The organism is Planctomycetota bacterium (assembly GCA_035574235.1).
Classification (GTDB): Bacteria; Planctomycetota; MHYJ01; order MHYJ01; family JACPRB01; genus DATLZA01.
This window is the reverse complement of record DATLZA010000070.1, coordinates 1-16,868: the sequence shown is the minus strand read 5'-3', so window position 1 is coordinate 16,868 and position 16,868 is coordinate 1. Positions and strand designations below refer to the sequence as shown.

General features: G+C 69.2%; 19 protein-coding genes. 3 read left to right on the top strand and 16 right to left on the bottom strand.

Going from position 1 to position 16,868, the window contains the following annotated elements; genetic code table 11:
• Positions 1-6: 6 nt before the first annotated feature.
• Genes nagA through VNO22_05710 form a run of 4 tightly spaced genes read right to left on the bottom strand, consistent with a single transcriptional unit; the run spans position 7 to position 2,707 of the window.
• A complete protein-coding gene (gene nagA / locus VNO22_05725) occupies positions 7-1,176 on the bottom strand; it encodes an N-acetylglucosamine-6-phosphate deacetylase (GenBank protein ID HXG60849.1) in 1,170 nt (389 codons plus the stop codon).
• 52 nt (positions 1,177-1,228) lie between these two features.
• Positions 1,229-1,546 (bottom strand): winged helix-turn-helix transcriptional regulator, encoded by a 318-nt coding sequence (locus tag VNO22_05720; protein ID HXG60848.1) that lies wholly within the window; start codon positions 1,544-1,546, stop codon positions 1,229-1,231.
• 28 nt (positions 1,547-1,574) lie between these two features.
• Complete coding sequence (locus tag VNO22_05715) at positions 1,575-2,084, bottom strand: HAD family hydrolase (GenBank protein HXG60847.1); 510 nt, start codon at positions 2,082-2,084, stop codon at positions 1,575-1,577.
• On the bottom strand, positions 2,081-2,707 hold the full coding sequence (locus tag VNO22_05710; protein HXG60846.1) for a hypothetical protein: 627 nt from the start codon (positions 2,705-2,707) through the stop codon (positions 2,081-2,083). Before VNO22_05710 ends, VNO22_05715 begins: the two co-directional genes overlap by 4 nt.
• A gap of 82 nt (positions 2,708-2,789) precedes the next feature.
• Here VNO22_05710 and VNO22_05705 point away from each other — a divergent pair, with 82 nt between their 5' ends.
• Positions 2,790-3,752 (top strand): hypothetical protein, encoded by a 963-nt coding sequence (locus VNO22_05705; protein ID HXG60845.1) that lies wholly within the window; start codon positions 2,790-2,792, stop codon positions 3,750-3,752.
• A gap of 128 nt (positions 3,753-3,880) precedes the next feature.
• Here the strand turns inward: VNO22_05705 and VNO22_05700 are convergent, their stop codons facing one another.
• From VNO22_05700 to purH, 10 genes are all read right to left on the bottom strand, one after another.
• Positions 3,881-4,945 (bottom strand): flagellar basal body P-ring protein FlgI, encoded by a 1,065-nt coding sequence (locus tag VNO22_05700; protein HXG60844.1) that lies wholly within the window; start codon positions 4,943-4,945, stop codon positions 3,881-3,883.
• A gap of 131 nt (positions 4,946-5,076) precedes the next feature.
• Positions 5,077-5,487, bottom strand: coding sequence for a flagellar basal body L-ring protein FlgH (locus tag VNO22_05695; protein HXG60843.1), 411 nt, complete (start codon positions 5,485-5,487; stop codon positions 5,077-5,079).
• Entirely contained in the window at positions 5,484-6,245 is a 762-nt protein-coding gene (locus VNO22_05690) for a hypothetical protein (protein HXG60842.1), read from the bottom strand. The genes VNO22_05695 and VNO22_05690 overlap by 4 nt, the downstream gene beginning before the upstream one ends.
• 1 nt (position 6,246) lies before the next feature.
• Positions 6,247-6,381: a hypothetical protein gene (locus VNO22_05685; GenBank protein HXG60841.1), complete on the bottom strand. Its 135-nt coding sequence runs from the start codon at positions 6,379-6,381 to the stop codon at positions 6,247-6,249.
• 119 nt (positions 6,382-6,500) lie between these two features.
• On the bottom strand, positions 6,501-7,487 hold the full coding sequence (locus VNO22_05680; GenBank protein ID HXG60840.1) for a PIN domain-containing protein: 987 nt from the start codon (positions 7,485-7,487) through the stop codon (positions 6,501-6,503).
• Positions 7,488-7,501: 14 nt separating this feature from the next.
• Complete coding sequence (locus VNO22_05675; protein ID HXG60839.1) at positions 7,502-8,641, bottom strand: deoxyguanosinetriphosphate triphosphohydrolase; 1,140 nt, start codon at positions 8,639-8,641, stop codon at positions 7,502-7,504.
• On the bottom strand, positions 8,638-9,714 hold the full coding sequence (locus tag VNO22_05670) for an alanine--glyoxylate aminotransferase family protein (GenBank protein HXG60838.1): 1,077 nt from the start codon (positions 9,712-9,714) through the stop codon (positions 8,638-8,640). Before VNO22_05670 ends, VNO22_05675 begins: the two co-directional genes overlap by 4 nt.
• 47 nt (positions 9,715-9,761) lie before the next feature.
• Positions 9,762-11,087, bottom strand: coding sequence for a DUF1015 domain-containing protein (locus VNO22_05665; protein ID HXG60837.1), 1,326 nt, complete (start codon positions 11,085-11,087; stop codon positions 9,762-9,764).
• A complete protein-coding gene (gene bshA, locus VNO22_05660; protein ID HXG60836.1) occupies positions 11,065-12,162 on the bottom strand; it encodes an N-acetyl-alpha-D-glucosaminyl L-malate synthase BshA in 1,098 nt (365 codons plus the stop codon). Before bshA ends, VNO22_05665 begins: the two co-directional genes overlap by 23 nt.
• Before the next feature lie 14 nt (positions 12,163-12,176).
• On the bottom strand, positions 12,177-13,727 hold the full coding sequence (purH, locus tag VNO22_05655; GenBank protein HXG60835.1) for a bifunctional phosphoribosylaminoimidazolecarboxamide formyltransferase/IMP cyclohydrolase: 1,551 nt from the start codon (positions 13,725-13,727) through the stop codon (positions 12,177-12,179).
• Positions 13,728-13,849: 122 nt separating this feature from the next.
• On the opposite strand from purH, the gene VNO22_05650 reads away from it, so the two are divergent.
• Complete coding sequence (locus VNO22_05650) at positions 13,850-14,926, top strand: lysylphosphatidylglycerol synthase transmembrane domain-containing protein (protein ID HXG60834.1); 1,077 nt, start codon at positions 13,850-13,852, stop codon at positions 14,924-14,926.
• Here the strand turns inward: VNO22_05650 and VNO22_05645 are convergent.
• Positions 14,920-16,233, bottom strand: coding sequence for a serine hydroxymethyltransferase (locus tag VNO22_05645; protein ID HXG60833.1), 1,314 nt, complete (start codon positions 16,231-16,233; stop codon positions 14,920-14,922). The two genes, VNO22_05650 and VNO22_05645, sit on opposite strands and share 7 nt — an antisense overlap.
• Positions 16,234-16,268: 35 nt before the next feature.
• Positions 16,269-16,505, bottom strand: a complete 237-nt coding sequence (gene rpmB, locus VNO22_05640; GenBank protein HXG60832.1) for a 50S ribosomal protein L28 — start codon at positions 16,503-16,505, stop codon at positions 16,269-16,271.
• A gap of 153 nt (positions 16,506-16,658) precedes the next feature.
• Here rpmB and VNO22_05635 point away from each other — a divergent pair.
• Positions 16,659-16,868, top strand: a 210-nt coding sequence (locus tag VNO22_05635; protein ID HXG60831.1) for a hypothetical protein, incomplete at its 3' end; no start/stop codon positions are given.

Here is a 16,868-nt window from a genome sequence, read left to right as displayed (position 1 = left end):
CTCGTCCTACGCGTCCGGATTTTCGTAGAGAAGCTCGCCTCCCACGAAGGTGCGGACCACGCGCAGGCCGGGCCCCAGAAGGACGACGTCGGCCCACGCGCCGGGCCGGAGGGTTCCGAGTTTACGCTGAAGGCCCAAGAGGCGCGCGGGGGCCCCGCTGGCCATGTAGAAGGCCAGGGCCGGGGGAACGCGGGTGTCTTCGATGAGGCATCGCACGCCGTCGAGGATGGAGAAGGCGCTTCCGGCCAGGCGCCCCGTGGACTTGACGATCACGCGGCCGCCGCCCACGACGTAGGTTTCTCCGTCCGCGCGGATTTCGCCGTCCGGGGCGCCCAGGGCGAAGGTCGTGTCGCTGACGAGAACCAGGGAACCGACGGGCTTGAGCTTGAGCAGAAGAAGGGCGGTGCCGGCGCTCAGGTGTTGCCGGTCGTAGATCATGCCGCAGGAGAGGCGGTTCATGAGGAGCGCGGCGGTGAGGAGCGTCTCTTCGCGGTGATGCAGGGGGCGCATGGCGTTGAAGACGTGGGTGACGTGGCGCAGGCCGCCCTCGACGACGGCGCGGCCGACGTCGGCGGCGGTGGCCATGGAATGTCCCGCCGCCATGATGACGCCGCGGCGGGAGCCTTCCTTGATGACGGCGAGGGCGCCGGGAAGCTCGGGCGCGAGCGTCATCATCCGGAGAAGGCCGCGCGCGGCGCGGAGGTAGCGGCGGAACTCCGCAAGAGAGGGGCGGCGCAGATGTTCCTCCTTGTGGGCGCCGCGGCGTTCGGGATGGAGGAAGGGTCCCTCGAGGTGGAGCCCCAGGATGCGGGCGCCGCCCGGGGAGCCGGCCGCCCGGACGACGTTTCCGATCGCCCGCAGGGTCACGTCCTTCGGGAGCGAAATGAGGGTGGGGAGAAACCCCGTGACGCCGTGCGAGAGAAGCCGGCGGGCGATGTCGGCCACCTGGTCGGGGGAGGCCTCGCTGAAGGAGACGCCGAAGCCGCCGTTGATCTGCGTGTCGATGAGGCCGGGCACCGCCACCAGGCCCCGCGCGGGCACCACCCGGACGCCCCGGGCGGAGATCCGGGAGGCGACTTTACGAATCCGGCCCCCTTCGATCAGGATGTCGCCCCGGGGCAGGTAGAGTTCCGCGTCCAGGACGGTGCAGCCCGAAAGGAGGGTGGCCGGCGGCATGGGGGAGCAATATAGGACGCGCCGCAGGCCAAGTCCAGAAACGGGCGACCCGTCAGCCCGTCATGAGGCCCAGTCCCGACGCCCGCAGGGCTTCGACTTCGGCCGCCAGCTCGGCCCGCAAAAGATCCCGCCGCCGGCATCCTTCCGGCGTCAGGTAGTACCGGTACGTCCGGTTCGTATCCCCCACCACCTCGACGTACCCCCCGGCCACAAGAGCGTCCACGTACGCGTTGACCATCGCCGCGCTCAGACCCGCCGCCCGCCCCAGCCCGCGCTGGCTCACCCGCGGAGTGCGACCGATCTCCTCCAGAATCCTCATCTCCCGCCAGGCGCGCGTCGGCTGGAGGAACTTGAACGATCCCGAACTCATAGGGCCCCTCCTCGAACCGTCCGTCCCCTTATCGGACGGAGGCACCCCGGAACTTGAGGATCGCGTCGCACATCTCCCGCACCGCCCCCCGGCCCCCCGGCCGGGACGTGACCCAGTCGGCGGCCCGCCGCACCTCCTCCACCGCGTCCGCCACGGCGATCGCCACCCCGGCCCGCCGCAGCGGCGCAAGATCGTTCACGTCGTCCCCCGCGTAGGCCGTCTCCTCGGCCTTCAGCCGCCGCGCCCTCAGGAAGCGCTCGAAGGCTTCCCCCTTGTCCCCGACGCCCAGAAAAAGGTCCCGCACCCCCAGCTTCTCCGCCCGGCGGCGCACGATGTCGGTCTTCTCCGCCGAAAGGAAGGCCACCCGGACGCCCGCCTTCTGGACGAGGACGATCCCCATCCCGTCCTTGCTGTCGAAGCGCTTGAAGGATTGCCCGCCGGGGCCGTAATAGAGGGAACCGTCCGTCAGAACCCCGTCCACGTCCAGGACGAGCGCCCGCACGCGCGCCAGGCGCGCCCGCCAGCCGTCGCGGCTCACGGACCCGGCTCCGCCACGTGCCGCTCCAGGGTCTCCAGGACCTCGCGCCAGTCGCTCAACTGAGGCTTGAGTTCATCCCGAAGCAGGCTCAGAATCCGGTCGGCGTCCTTGAACTCCACCGCCGCGCCGAACCGCAGGAGCGACTCCTGAAGGTCCCGGACGCGAAGCTCCAGCGACTCGCCGCCCGAACGCAGCGCCTTGAAGTCCACCGAGGCCAGAGACCCCAGGTCCCGCACGGCCCGCAGCAGGATGTCCCACCCGTGGAAGCAGTCGTCGAACTTGCCGAGCGCGCGCGCATACTCGCCGGAGGCCATGCAGGCGATCGCCTCGTCGTGGACGCGCGCCAGATTCTCCAGGTGCCCGCGCAGCCCGCGCAGCGTCGGTCCGGCCACCTCCTGCGGGTCGGCGGTTTTCACCTCGAGAAGGCCATACGCCTTCGTCGGCTGCCCCGAAAGGTCCGCCTGCCGCTCGGGCGTCAGCGGCTCCCCGTCGAGCGTCCAGGAAACCACCACGCGGCGCTTCCGCGCGGCCGCCCGCCGCAGCGCGTCGAAAAGGGCCTGGAACGTGACCCCGCCCTCGTCCGGAACGCCCATCCCGGTGCGGCCGTCCACCACGACTTCCATACGAAATGGATTTATAGACCGGCCCTCAAGAAAGGTCAACCCGCGGCCGATGAATAGATAAAGAACTCCACGGAGAGGGGCTATGAAACGGATGCTGCCGGGCTTCCTGACCCCCTTGATTCTGGCGGCCTGCTCCGCGCCCGAGCCGCCTCCCCCGGCGCCCCCCTCCGAGTCCGGCGCCGAACCTCCCATCACCCAGGTCACCTCCGGACGCTCGGGCGAAGACCGGGACCCGGAAATCTCCCCGGACGGAAAGACCCTGTACTACGCCTCCTCCGCCTTCGGCACCGACTTCGACCTTTTCATGCGCCCCACGGGCCCCGGAGCGCCGGTGCGCCTCACGTCGCTGCCCGGCGACGAGCGCTTCCCCAAGGTCAACCCCGCGCGGCCGAACCTCCTGGCGTTCTCCACCCACGGCCGCGGGCTCTGGGAAATCGCGATCCTCGACCTCGCCCACGCGGGCGCCGCCCCGGAATACGTCAGCGAACCCGGGGTCCCGAGCCTCCATCCCTCGTGGTCGCCGGACGGCCGGTGGCTCGTCTACTCCGCCGCGGACTCGGGCGGCGAATGGACCCTCCGGATTCGGGACATGGCCGCAGGCCGCATCCACGTCCTCGAGGACATCGACGGCCTTCTTCCCGAATGGTCCCCGCGCGGCCCCCGCATCGCCTTCCAGAGGATGCGCCGGCGGGACGACTGGATGAGCACGATCTGGACGGTCGCCTTCGAGGAAGGGTCCGCGCGCGACCTCACCGCCGTTCTGGCGCCGGACGGCTGGGCGGCGATCAACCCGGCCTGGTCGCCCGACGGGCGCCACCTCGTCTTCGCCACGGTGGGCAAAAGCCCGGCCGCCGCGGGGCGGCTGGACGAAGGGGACGACCTCTGGACGGTTCCCGCCGAGGGTGGTCCTCCGACGCGGCTGACCTCTTCGCCCGCGCCCGACTGGATGCCCGCCTGGGGGGCCGACGGCTCCATCTATTTCTGTTCGCGCCGCGCGCCGGGCGGAACGCGCCTGTTCCGCCTGGTCCCCCGGATCCCGGAGTGAAAAAAAACGGGAGCCCCCCGACCGGCCGTTGCCGGCCGAGTCGGGGTCTCCCGGGGGATCTCCTGGAAAGGCGGACCCGCGCCTTCTTCTTCATCGACGCAGGGCCGGGGGAAGCTTGAGCGGATCCCTCAGCGGGCGCGCACTTCGGCCTGAATCAGACCCGCCTTGTGGAGCGCCCGGACGAGGTCCACGAGTTGCGCCGAAGTGACCGCCGGGCCGACCTTCTCGAGGAACTCCGAGAGGCGCTGTCCGTCCCGCGCGTGAAAGACGCTCGGCCGCGCGGCCTCCCCCGAACCGGGCAGGAGAACGCTTCCGGAGCGCAGCCGCACCTCGCCGGTCCAGGAAACCGTGCGGCTGGCGTCGTGAATGACGACCGCCGCCGCTTCCGGCGCGTAGAGGTCCGCCGGCAGATTGAGGACCGCGTCGAGCCAGTGGACCGGCTCGCGCTCGAAGTCGCACGCCGGGGCCGAACCGGTCGCGGCGCGGTACTCCTCCGCCGTGGGAATCCGCACCAGGATCGCGCCGCCGTCGAGCGCCTCGGCGACCTCGAGCCTCCCGCCGGAACCGGCCGCCGCGGACGCGTTGATCTGCTGGACGAGCCGGCCCGCCGTGGAAAGATCCGGCTTCTTGAGCAGCAGCCGGAAGGCCTTCCGCCCGGCCCCCGGGCGGCCCTCCGGAATCTCGTGAATGAACGCGTGCGCGAGCCCCTTCTCGACGATCGCGCCGCCGGGAATGAATCCCACCGTGGGGTTCCCGCGCCCCTCGTCCCCCTCCACCACAAGACGGCCGGACGCGAGCGCATAGATCGTGGGGTCTCTCCGTCCCAGGGGCCCGCGAAGATCGGTGAGCTGAAGCTCCCCGCCCGCCAGGGACCGGGCGTCCCCGATCGCCGAGACGGTCACATCCAGCCGCGTCCCCGGCTTCTGGAAGGGCGGAAGCTCCGCCGTCACGAGAACCAGCGCCGCGTTGCGGGCTTCGATTTTCTCGATCGTGACCTCGGGGGCGGACAGATTCTGCAGCATCGCCCGCAGGAGCCGGGCGGATTCCCCCTGAGGACTGTCGCCCCGTCCGTTGAGGCCCGTCACGATGCCGTACCCGCGCAGGGGATTGGAGCGGGCTCCGTCCACTTCGACGAAGTCCTTCACCGCCTGGGTCGAAACCGCCAGGAGCGCCGCCGCGAAGATCGTGGCCATGGCTTAACCACCCGGGACCGGGCGGGCCTTCGCGGGAAGGCCCGCCCGTCCCAGGGCTCCGGTGAGGGGTTTATGAGGGAATCCCGCCCCGCCCCGTGCGGGGACCGGCGCGGGACATCCTTTCGCGTTCGCTACGGCCATGCCCGAAGGATCCATTCTTCCGGCCCGCGGGCTCCTTCGCGGACCAGGCTGAGATTCAGCACGTCCTCCAGCCGCGCGGCCCCGTCCCGCACCGCCGCGGCCGGCACTTCCCCGGAGAGCTTGAAGACCTCTTCCCGTCCGTTCACGAAGCGGCGCTTCCGGGCCTGCACGACGAGCGTCCCGTTCGGGCGCACGTCGGCCACCTCCGCCGCGATCGAGAACCCACCCCCGCCGTCCGCCTTGGGCCTGTCCCCCTTCAGAAACAGCACGTCGTGCTTCCGGTACGCCCGGGGGGGCGGCGGATCGTAAGGCGAACGGTCCGAATCGCCCAGGAGCGACTGCCCCCAGGCGCCGCCCGCCATGGCCAGCCAGGCCGCCGCCGCCCATCCGAACTTCTTCACGGATCCGCCTCCACCACCGCCACCCGGCCCGCTTCCGTCACGCGCCCCCGGAAGCGGTTCCCCGTGGACACGAACTCCAGAAGGATGACCCGTCCCACCCCGCCGTCCTCCAGCGCCCGCGCGTCCACCTCGAAGGCGCCGCCGACGGCCCGGACGATTTCCCGCGCGCGCACCGCCGGCCGGTCCGCCGCGCCGCCCGCCGTCCGAACCGCTCCCTGCACGTGTCGCGCCCGCGTCACCTCGGCGCGCCCGCGCACCTCCCGCGCTCCCGGCCCCGCCGTCACCGCCGTATAGGCGACCGTCCCGAAGGCCGGCGTTTCCATCCGCACGTCCCGCACCCCCGCCGATTCGAGCGCCGGATCCGGATCGATCAGCCGCACCTCGACCTCCTCCGGCCGCAAACCCGGATGGCGTTCCAGAATCGCGCGGCGGATCTCCGCGATCACCGCCCGACGGAACGTGCCCGGCCCTCCCTCCGCCGAAGTCACCTCCACCCGGCGGCCGACGAACTCGAAACGCGCCGGATCGATCCCCCGCAGATCCATCTCCCGCCGGATCTCTTCCACGGTCACCGCGCGCACCTGTCCGCCTTCGGGCACGCGGCCCAGGTAGACGTCCGCCAGGAGGCGGCGCGTCTCCTCGCCCAGCCGATCCGCCTCCACGCACTCCAGGAGGCGGACATACCGCCCCTCCGCCCGCGCGGACTCGCGCAGGACGAGCGTCTCCCCGCCGACCAGAAGCGCCAGGAGCAGCGTCATGTCAGAACACCACCGCCGCCAGGAAGCGCGCCAGCCGCGCCCTCCACCCCGCCGGCCGGACGAAGTCCGGAGCGGCCGCTTCGACCAGCCGGCACAGCCGCTCGACTTCACACGCCAGACGGTCGTCGAGTTCCATGGCGGGGAGCGAACTAAGCAATCTCCGTGCCAACGGCGGCTTCCCCGGCAGGGGACGAATCCGGCGGGCGGAAGCGGAGCTTTTTTCCTCCGGAGGGCGGAAGAATTTTCCGGTGGGCGTCAGGCCGGCCGGGCGAAGACGAGCCTTCCGGCGGAGGTCTGAAGGACGTTCGTGACGACGAGGTCCACCTGCTGGCCGATCTTTCCGGCGCACTCCTCGGCCACGACCATCGTGCCGTCCTCGAGGTATCCCACGCCCTGGCCGGGGCTCTCGCCGGTCCGGAGGATCTTGACGGAGACGCGTTCGCCCTGGAGGACCACGGGCCGGAGCGCCCGGGCGACGTCGTTGACGTTGATCACTTCGAGGCCCTGCACCTGAGCGACCTTATTGAGGTTGAAATCGGTCGTGACGATCCGGGCGTCGAGCGTCCGGGCCAGGCGCACGAGTTTGGCGTCCACGCCCTCCACGCCGGGCAGTTCCACGTCCTCGACGCGGACCTCGACGGAGGGGCACTGGCGGAGGCGGGCCAGGACGTCCAGGCCGCGGCGCCCGCGGTTGCGCTTGATTTTATCGGCGGAATCGGCCACCTGCTGAAGCTCGGCCAGGACGAAACGGGGCACGATCAGGGCGCCGCCGAGGATGCGGGTTTCGACGAGATCGGCGATGCGCCCGTCGATGATGGCGCTCGTGTCCAGGAGGAGGGCCCGGGGACCGGGGGCCTTTTCGCGGCGCAGCTCGACGAAGGGGATCGCGAATTTAAAGTCGTCCTTGAGGTGCAGAATGATGAGCACCGAGAGGAAGCTCAGGACCACGGAAAGCGCGAAGTTGCGGTACGTCCGGGTGCGGTCGGCCAGGTGGGGGCTCAGGAGGTCCAGGACCTGGATCACGAAGTGCGACAGCAGGCAGCCCACGAGGATGCCGAGCACGAGCGTCAGCACCAGCGAGGCCAGGCGCCGGGTGGCCAGGATCTCGATGACCACGAGGAAGGCGCCCGCGCCGAAGCCGACGAAGAGGCCCAGCCAGGGGACCTGGTAAAGGTCGATGCCGATGACCCATCCCAGGGCCCCGCAGACGAGCACGAAGACGGCCCGGACGGCGTGCAGCATGGGACCGCAAATCCTCAGAGGATGTTTTCGAACGGGTGGAAGAGTTTCCTGTACTCGTCCTGGCAGTACCGGTCGGTCATGCCGGCGATATAGTCGGCGACGGCGCGGGGGACGCCCACGGCGCGGGCCCATTCCTGGAACCGGGGCGGGAGCGTGGCGGAGTTGGCGGTGTAGGCGCGGAAAAGCTCGGTCACGAACCGCCGGGCCTTCTCCGCCATGATCACCACGCGGTGGTGGCGGTAGACGTTCCGGAAGAGAAACGCCTGGAGCTCCTTCTTGAGCCGGTCCATCTCGGGGGAGAAACGGACCGCCGGCTCCCGGGCGGCCCGGACGGCATCAAGGGAGTCCAGTCCCAGGCGCCGGACGTTCTCGAGCGTCGTGCGGACGAGGTCGGTGACCTCCATGTCGATGAGCCGGCGGACACCGGCGCGGACCCGCATCTCGCCGGCCAGAGACGACCCCTGGGTGGCCCGCCGCCACAGTTCCAGCCCGGCCAGATCGTCCTCCGCCAGAAGGCCGGCCTTGACGCTGTCGTCGATGTCGTGCGCGTCGTACGCGATCGAGTCGGCGATGTCCACCAGCTGGGCCTCGAGAAGCGGGGCCCATTCGGGGCGGTACTCCGGCGCGACGGCCTTCTTCTGGGGCCAGCCGTGCTTGGCGATCGACTCGCGCGTCTCGAACGTGAGGTTGAGCCCCGGAAAATCGGGGTAGCGGCGCTCCAGAAGCTCGACCACGCGCAGGCTCTGGAGATTGTGCTCGAACCCGCCGTGCTCCTTCATGCACTCGTCGAGGGCCTCCTGGCCGGAGTGGCCGAAGGGGGTGTGCCCCAGGTCGTGGCCCAGGGCGATCACCTCGCAGAGATCCTCGTTGAGGCCCAGGGCGCGGGCGATCGTGCGGGAGATCTGGGCGGCTTCGGTCGAATGGGTCAGCCGCGTCCGGTAGTAGTCTCCCTCGTGGTTGACGAACACCTGGGTCTTGTAGGCCAGGCGGCGGAAGGCGGCCGAGTGGATGACGCGGTCGCGGTCGCGCTGGAAGGCGGTCCGGTAGGGATGTTCCGCCTCCGGGTGCCGGCGCCCGAGGGACCGGCCGCTCCGCGCGGCGAAGGGGGCGAGCGTCGCCTCCTCGCGCCGCTCCAGCTCCTCACGCGCGATCATCCCCGCACGCCCAGAATCTCGTCGATGAGGGCGAGCAGCCCCTTGAGTTCTTCCACCGTGGTGTCGGCCATGTGAGCGATCCGGAAGGTCCGCTCCTTGAGCTTCCCGTAGCCCTCCGAGATCACGTGGCCCCGTTCGTAGAGTTTGTCGTAGAGCTGCTTGACGGTGATGTCCTTGCGGACGTTCTCGACGCAGGAGAGCGTCACGGACTCGTAGCCCTTGGCGGGGAACATCTTGAAGCGCGCGTTGGCCCATTCGCGGCAGACGCGCGCCATCTCCTGATGCCGCTTCCAGCGGTTCTCCAGCCCCTCGGCGAGCATCCGCCCCATCTGCACGTCGAGCGCGTGGATGAGCGAAATCACCGGCGTCTCCGGCGTCTCGTTCTTCTCGTCGGTCTTCTTGAACTGCCAGACGTCGAAGTAGTGCCCGCGGTTCGGAACCTTCTCCGCCTTGGCCATGGCCCGTTCGCTGCACCAGACGACGGCCAGGCCGGGAGGCAGGCCGAACGCCTTCTGCGTGCCGGCCAGGAGGTAATCGATGCCGAGCTTTTCCGGATTGAGGGGCACGCCGGCCAGGGAGCTGACCGCGTCCACGCAGAAGGTGACGTCGGGATACTTGCGCATCACCGCGGCGATCTCCTCGAGGGGGTTGAAGAGCCCCGTCGAGGTCTCGTTGGACACGAGGGTCAGGCAGTCGTACTTGCCCGTGGCCAGGCGCCGGTCGATCTCCTCCGGCCGGTTGGGCTGGCCCCATTCGACGGAATAGGCGTCCGCCTCCTTGCCGTTTTCGAGCGCGATCGCATGCCAGCGTTCGCTGAAGTTTCCGCAGGTGCAGGAGAGGATCCGCCGGGCGCTGAAGTTGCGCACGGCGCCCTCCATGGCGCCGGTGGAGCTCGACGTGAAGAGGAAAACGTACCCCTTCTCCGTGCCCAGAAGGGTGCGCAGCTTCGCCTTCACGCCGGCGTGGAGCTTCTGGTACTCCTTGCCCCGGTGCGAGATCATCGGAACGGAGCAGGCCCGCAGGACGTCGGGATGCACTTCCACGGGTCCGGGGATCCACAGTCGCTTATGCATGGTCGTCTCTCGGTCAATGCGGGTCAGGAGCTGACCCTGGGATCATCTTAGACGTTCAGCTTGCACAAAAGCAGTCCCGTCAGGAGCTTCGGGTAGAAATCCGTGGTCTTCTGAGGAAAACGCTCCCCGTGGCGGACGATGCGCCGGATCTGGTCGATCCGCACGGGGTTGACGAGGAAAGCCGCCTGATACTTTCCGGGGGCGAGGACTTTCTCGACCGCCTCGTCGGCGCTGCGGAGAAATTCCACGTTCTTCTCGGCGGCCAGCTCCGCCGGTCCGATGCCCAGAACCCCCTCCAGAAGCAGGGTATGCAGGAGGTTGACATCCAGGGAGCGCCAATCCTCGCTGCGGGGCTGGCGCACCTGGGCGGCCGCGGCGCGGACGTCCCGGACGAGGAAGAGGTAATGGGCCCCGGCGCCCCGCAGCGCCGCCCCGAAGCAGGGCCGCGAAGCGCCCTCGATCCGAAGATCCTCCAGAAGCTCGCGGCGCGCCCCCGGCTCCTCGGCGGGACCGGCGAACGGATACTCCCGGATCTCGAAGTGGCGCCGCGCTTCGCTCAGGAGCCGGGCGGGGTCGAACGACCGCGCGTCGTACACGAGCCGATGGGTGCCGAAGATGGTCAGGTCGTCGTCCATGTTCACGAGCGTGGCCAAGACGTTGTCCGGCGACTCGGGCCCCTCGCCGCGCCGCCCCGCGCGCGCCATCTCCTGCTTGTAGTTCCAGCTGGTCTCGTAGCGATGATGGCCGTCGGCGATGATGCACTCCTTGGGCTCCAGGATCTTCCGGACCGCCTCGATGCGCGCCGGGTCGTCCAGGCGCCAGACGCGATGGGTCTCCCCCAGGTCGTCCACGGCCTCCAGGTCGGGTTTCCCGCGCGCCGCCTCGTCGAGGATGCGATTGACGGCTTTTTCGGGATCCGAATAGAGAAAAAAGACCTGTTCCGTGTGCGTGCGGGTGGCCCGGAGGAGGTTGAGGCGATCCACTTTGGGCCCCGTGTGGGTCTGCTCGTGGGGCAGGATTTTCCCCTTGCCCGGCTCGTCGATCTCGACGAGCGCGGAGAGCCCCTTGCGGGTTTTGACGCCCTGCGCGGTCCGGTAGATCTGGTGGTAGACGTAGAGGGCGGGCTTTTCTTCGCGCACGAGGACGCCCCGGCGCAGCCAGTCCTCGAGGGTGGCGGCGGCGTCCGCGTACTTGTCGCGGCCGGGCTCGTCCCGCCGGAGGATGACGCGGACGAGGTTGAATTCGTGCCGGCGATAATACTCCTCCTGCAGATCCGGCTTGATCCGGTCGTACGGCTGCGTGGTGACCTTGGAGAGGTCGCCGACCCGCGAAACGTCGTAGCGGACGGCCCTAAACGGATAGATTCTGGGCATGTTCGGCTCCACAGACGCGCTCGTAGAGCGCCTCGTACCTTGGAACGATGCGATCCCTGTCGAAAAGGGTTTCCGCGCGGATCCGGCCGGCGCGGCCGAGGTCGCGCGCCAGGGAGGCCTCCGCCAGGACGCGCGCGAGCGCCTCGCCGAGCGCTTCCACGTCTCCCACGTCCGCCAGGAGGGCGGCCCCCTCCCCCGCCACTTCCTCGACGCCGCCGGAGCGCGTGGCGACCACGGGGACGCCGCAGGCCATGGCCTCGAGCACCGCCATCCCGAAGCCCTCGAATTCGCTGGTCGAAAGGAGCGCTCCCGCCCCGCGCAGCCGCCGCGCGACGTCCGCCTCCTCGCCCACGAAGGAGACGTCCGCGAGGACCCCCAGCCGCTCGGCCAGAGCGCGGACCTCGGCCTCCTCGGGTCCCTTGCCCACCAGGATGAGCCGCGCCTCCACGCGCCGCCGGGCCAGGTAGAACGCCCGCACGGCGTCGGTCGTGCGCTTGACGGCGCGGAAGTTGGAGACGTGGACGACCGTCCGGGAGCGGCGCCGGGCCGGGACGAAGCGGCGCAGGTCCACGAAGTCGGGGATGACCTCGATGGGCCGCGCCGGACCGAACCAGGCGAGCGTTTTCCCGCGCAGGAAGGAGGAAACCGCGGTGACGGCGTCCGAGCGCTCCAGTCCGAACCGGGTGGCGCGCGCGAACGAAGCGTCCTGGCCGGCCAGGAGAATGTCCGTGCCGTGAAGCGTCGTCACGGTCCGGAGCGTCCGGCCGGACATTTCCTTCGCGAGGAAGGCGCTCACCGCGTGGGGATAGGCGTAATGGACGTGCAGGACGTCGAGCGGCACCTCGGCGACCTTGCAGGCGGCGGCCATGCCGTACGACGGATACTCGAAAAGCGGGTAGCGCGGAATGGTGATTTCGTGCCACCGGAAGCGGTCCCCTTCGGGCCGCAGGCGGAACGGAGGGCGGTAGCTGAAGAAGTGGATCTCGTGGCCGCGCGCGGCCAGGGCCATGCCGAGCTCGGCGGCGACGACGCCGCTGCCCCCGGAGGTCGGATAGCACAGGATGCCGATCTTCATGGCGCGCCGGCACCCTAGTGTCGAAAGTGCCGCATGCCGGTGAGCAGCATCGGCACTCCCCGCTTGCGGGCCGCCTCGAGAACCTGGTCGTCCCGGATGGAGCCGCCCGGCTGGATGACGGCCGTGACGCCGGCGTCCAGGAGCGCCTCGAGGGCGTCCGGGAACGGAAAGAAGGCGTCGCTGGCCGCGACGGCGCCGCGCGCGCGGGCGCCGGCCTTGCGCACCGCGATCCAGGCGGAATCCAGCCGGCTCATCTGTCCCGCCCCCACGCCCACGACCGCCTCGTCCCGCGCCAGCACGATCGCGTTGGAGCGGACGTGCTTGCACACGGTCCAGGCGAAAAGGAGATCCCGTTTCTGGTCCTCGGTCACTTCTCCCACGGCGGGGCGCAGCTCTCCGGCCAGAGCGTCGTCGGGAGTCTGAACCAGCGCTCCGTCGCGGATGGTGCGGACCCAGACCGCCCCGGGCGGGGCCTTGGCGGGCTCATGGCCGGTCTCGAGGATTCGCAGGTTCTTGCCCCACTTGGTGCGCTCCCGCAGGGCCTCGAGGGCGGAGCGGGCGTACTGCGGGGCCACGATTCCCTCGAAGAAGGTATCCTTCGTGGCCACGAGTTCGGCGGTCGCGACGTCCACGACGGCGTTGAAGGCCACAAGTCCCCCGTACGCCGAAACGGGATCGCCCTCGAGCGCCTTGCGAAAAGCCTCCGCCGGGGTGGCCCCGCAGGCGGCGCCGCAGGGGTTGTTATGCTTGACGATCGCGCACGCCGGGCGGCGCAGCTCCCGGACGAGTTCGTAGGCGCTGTCGAGATCCAGGATGTTGTTGTACGAAAGTTCCTTGCCCCCCAGAACTTCGGCCCAGGCGACCGAGGGCGCCGTGCGGGGGCTGGACCGGTAGACGGCGGCGCGCTGGTGGGGATTCTCTCCGTAACGCAGGTCCGCGACCTTCTCCCATTGCAGGGTGAGAAGGTCCGGGAACTCCTCGCGGCCGCCGAGGTAGGACGCGATCGCGGCGTCGTAGCGCGCCGTGTGCGCGAAAGCCTTGACGGCGAGCTCGCGGCGGAGCATCTCGCTGGTGGCGCCCTGGCGGCGGCGGAGCTCCTCGGCCACGCGGGAATAGTCGGCCGGGTCGGTGACGACGGTGACGTACTTGTGATTCTTGGCGGCGGCGCGGACCAGGGCGGGGCCGCCGATGTCGATGTACTCGATGGCTTCCTCGTGGGCCACGTCGGGCCGGGCCGTGACCTCGCGGAACGGATAGAGATTCACGGCGACGAGATCGATGAGTTTGATCTTGTGTTTTTCGGCCTGCGCCAGGTGTTCGCGGTCGTCCCGCACGCAGAGGATGCCGCCGTGAACGCGGGGATGGAGGGTCTTGACCCGGCCGTCCATGATTTCGGGGAAGCCCGTGTACTCCGAGACGTCGGTCAGGGCGATGCCGGCGTCGCGGAGGGCTTTGGCGGTCCCGCCCGTGGACAGGATGTCGACGCCCGATTCCGCCAGGCGCCGGGCGAACTCGACGATTCCCTGCTTGTCGTAGACGCTGAGCAGGGCGGTGCGGATCTTCATGCGAGGGCCGCATTGTACGAGCCCCTCCGGCGCGAGTCAAAACGATTGGTGATCCGTCCGGCGCGCCGATTTCGGCTTCACGAACCGCGGAGCATCCTTTAGAATCGGAACCCCGAATTCGCATGTGGAAGAAGCTCCTCTTCGCGGGCTCGATCGTCCTGGGCGTCTCCCTGGCGGTTCTCGTCTACCGGCAGTTCGACGTCGCGGCCCTCCGGGCCGTGCGCGAGCTCGGGGCGCTCGGCATGTGCCTCTACGCGCTCACGGCGGCGATGACGCTGATCGCCCCCGCGGTGAGCTGGACGATCCTGATGCGGGCGGAGGGATTGAAGGTTCCTCTCGGGACCGCGCTCAAGGCCAACTTCATGGGCTTTCCCATCAACTTCATGGCGCCGACGATCTATCTCGGCAGCGAGCCCCTCAAGCTCCTCTACGTCGCCAATCTTCATGGAGAGCCCAAGCGCAAAGTCCTGGCCACGATCATCGTGGCGAAATTCCAGGAGATCGGGGCGCTCCTTCTGGTGATGGTCGTCTCGGCGGGAGTGGCGCTCTGGAGGCTCGACTTCTCGCCGCGGCAGGAGATCCTGATCGTCTCCTGCATGGTCGTCCTGACGGCGCTTTTCGGGTTCCTTCTTTACGCCTTCCTCGGGAATCTGAAGCCCACGGTCCGGATCATCCGGTGCCTGGCGGTGTTCAAGGGACTCCGCCGAAAGCTGGCGCGGGCCCGGCGGCGGGCGGAGGAGATGGAGGACCTTGTCCGGCAGGCGTTCCTGAGGCGCCGGAAGGTGTTCCTCGTCTCGCAGGCGGTGACGCTTCTGTCGGCGCTCTCGATCCTTCTGCGGCCGTGGGTCTTTTTCTTCTTCTCGCGGGACCGGGTTCTCCTGGGGGTCGAGTATCTCTGCGCGATTTATCTCGTGACCAACATCATCAACAGCCTCCCCCACACGCCGGGAGGTCTCGGGGTCTTCGAAGTCGGGATGGTGGGGCTCTTTTCGCTCATGGGGATCGGAAAGGACAACGCCGCCGCGTTCTCCCTGGTGACCCGGGCGGCGGATCTTCTGCTCATTCTCCTGGGCGCGTGGCTGATCGTTCACTACGGGCTGCAGTCCGTGGCGCGCCAGGTGGTGCGGGGCCAGAAACCGCTCGACGTGCGCGAGGCGGGGTTTAACAACGGATCCGGACCGGGCGGGACGGCTCAGTAGCCGGCCAGGTCCACGTCCACCGTCCCCGCGGCGGCGGACGCCTCGGAAGCGGCGGAGCGGGCGTCGAAGCTGTAGTGCACGTCGAGGAAGCGGGCGCGGAGGCGATGGACCTCCGGGCGCACGTCCTTGCGGTCGATCAGGCATTCCTTGAAGAGGCGGGCGATCTCCTCCATCTCGGGCTCCTTCATGCCCCAGTGGGTCATTTCCTGCACGCCCAGGCGCAGGCCCGACGGCTTCATGACCGCCTTCGGATCGTCGAAGGGGAGGAGGTTGTAGTTGCAGATGATGTCGTTGTCCTCGAGGCGCTGGGCGCATTCCTTGCCCCCGCCCTGGCGCCGGACGTCCACGGCGACCTGATGGCTTTCGGTATAGCCCAGGTCGGGACACTGGACGTCGAACCCCTGCCGGGCCAGGGAGCGGGCGAAGTGCTTGGCGTTGGCGACGACCTGCCGGGCGTAGTCGCGGCCGAACTCGGCCATCTCGTAGGCGGCCACGAGGAGGGGCGGCAAGGTGAAAAGATGATGATTGGACAAAGAGCCCGGAAAGGCCACCTTGTCGATCCGCTTCCAGCGCTCGTCGTCGAGATTGGAGAGGATGACGCCGCGCTGAGGTCCGAAGAAGGTCTTGTGGGTAGAGCCCAGCAGGACATCCGCCCCTTCGGCCAGGGGATCCTGGAACTGCCCTCCGGCGATGAGTCCCAGGACGTGGGCTCCGTCGTAGACGAGAACGGTTCCGCTTTCGCGGCAGACTTCGGCAAGCTCGCGGACGGGTTCCGGGAAAAGGATCAGGCTCTTGCCCAGAACGACGAGGCGGGGCTTTTCGCGGGCCACGAGATCCTTGGAGGCCGCCACATCGATGCGATAGCCGTCGGCCGCGCGGGGCCACCGAAGGATCTTGCGGGTGTACTTGCCCAGGCCGCCCATGGGCTGATGGCTGATGTGCCCGCCGACTTCGAGGGAGTTGACGACGGCGGTGTCCTCGGGCCGCACGAAGGAGGCGAAGACCACGTCGTTGGCGTTGGTGCCGCTGATCGTGCGGACCTCGGCGTGGCGGCAGCGGAAGAGGCGGCGCATCTCGTCGCGCACGGCCGCCTCGATGACGTCGATGTGCTTGGTGCCCTGGTAGTAGCGCTTGCCCTTCTCCGGATGCCCCTCGGCGTAGCGGTGACCGAAATCGGAAGGCAGGAGCGCCCGGGCGCGCGCGGAAAGGACGTTCTCGCTGGCGATGAGATTCACGCAGCGGCGAAGGCGCCACTCATCGTTGGCGCGGACGGTCTTTTCGACGTCGCGGACGCGGTCCTGGCTCAAGGAATTTTCTCCCCCCTGCGACCCGAGGCGAGCGCTCAGGCAGGCTTCTGGACCCGGCCCAGACGCAGGCACGAGGTGCACACCTTGATCCGGACGACCTGCCCGTTCACCCGAGCGCGGACGCGCTGGAGGTTGGGCTTGAAACTGCGCTTGGAGCGCCCGGTGATCTTGCGGCCCACCCCGCCCTTCTTCTTGGCCAGGCCTCGGCGGGCGATGCGCTCGCCCCGCAGGGGCCCCTTGTTGCAGATCGCGCAGCGGCGACCTTTCGTCATCGGCTGAATCACGGGGCCCTATCCTAGGGATTTCGGCGTCGAAATCAAGACTTTCCGAGCCGGCGGACGCGCGACGTTGACAACCCCCGCCGGGGTGCTACACTTTGTCACGGACGTTCGGAGCGGAACAGGGGATACCAGAGGGAGCCGCCCATGGCCGATCGCCACTTGGTGGGACTGGACATCGGGTCCAAGTACGTCAAAGCCCTCCAGCTCACCGGCTCCAGCGGCCAGTACCGGATCACGGAATTCGGGGTGGCCGAAATCTCCCCCCAGGCCTCCGTCCCCGACGTGGTCGCCGAACTCTTCTCCCGCAAGTCCTTCAAAACCAAGCGCGTCGTCACCGCCGTCAGCGGCCGCTTC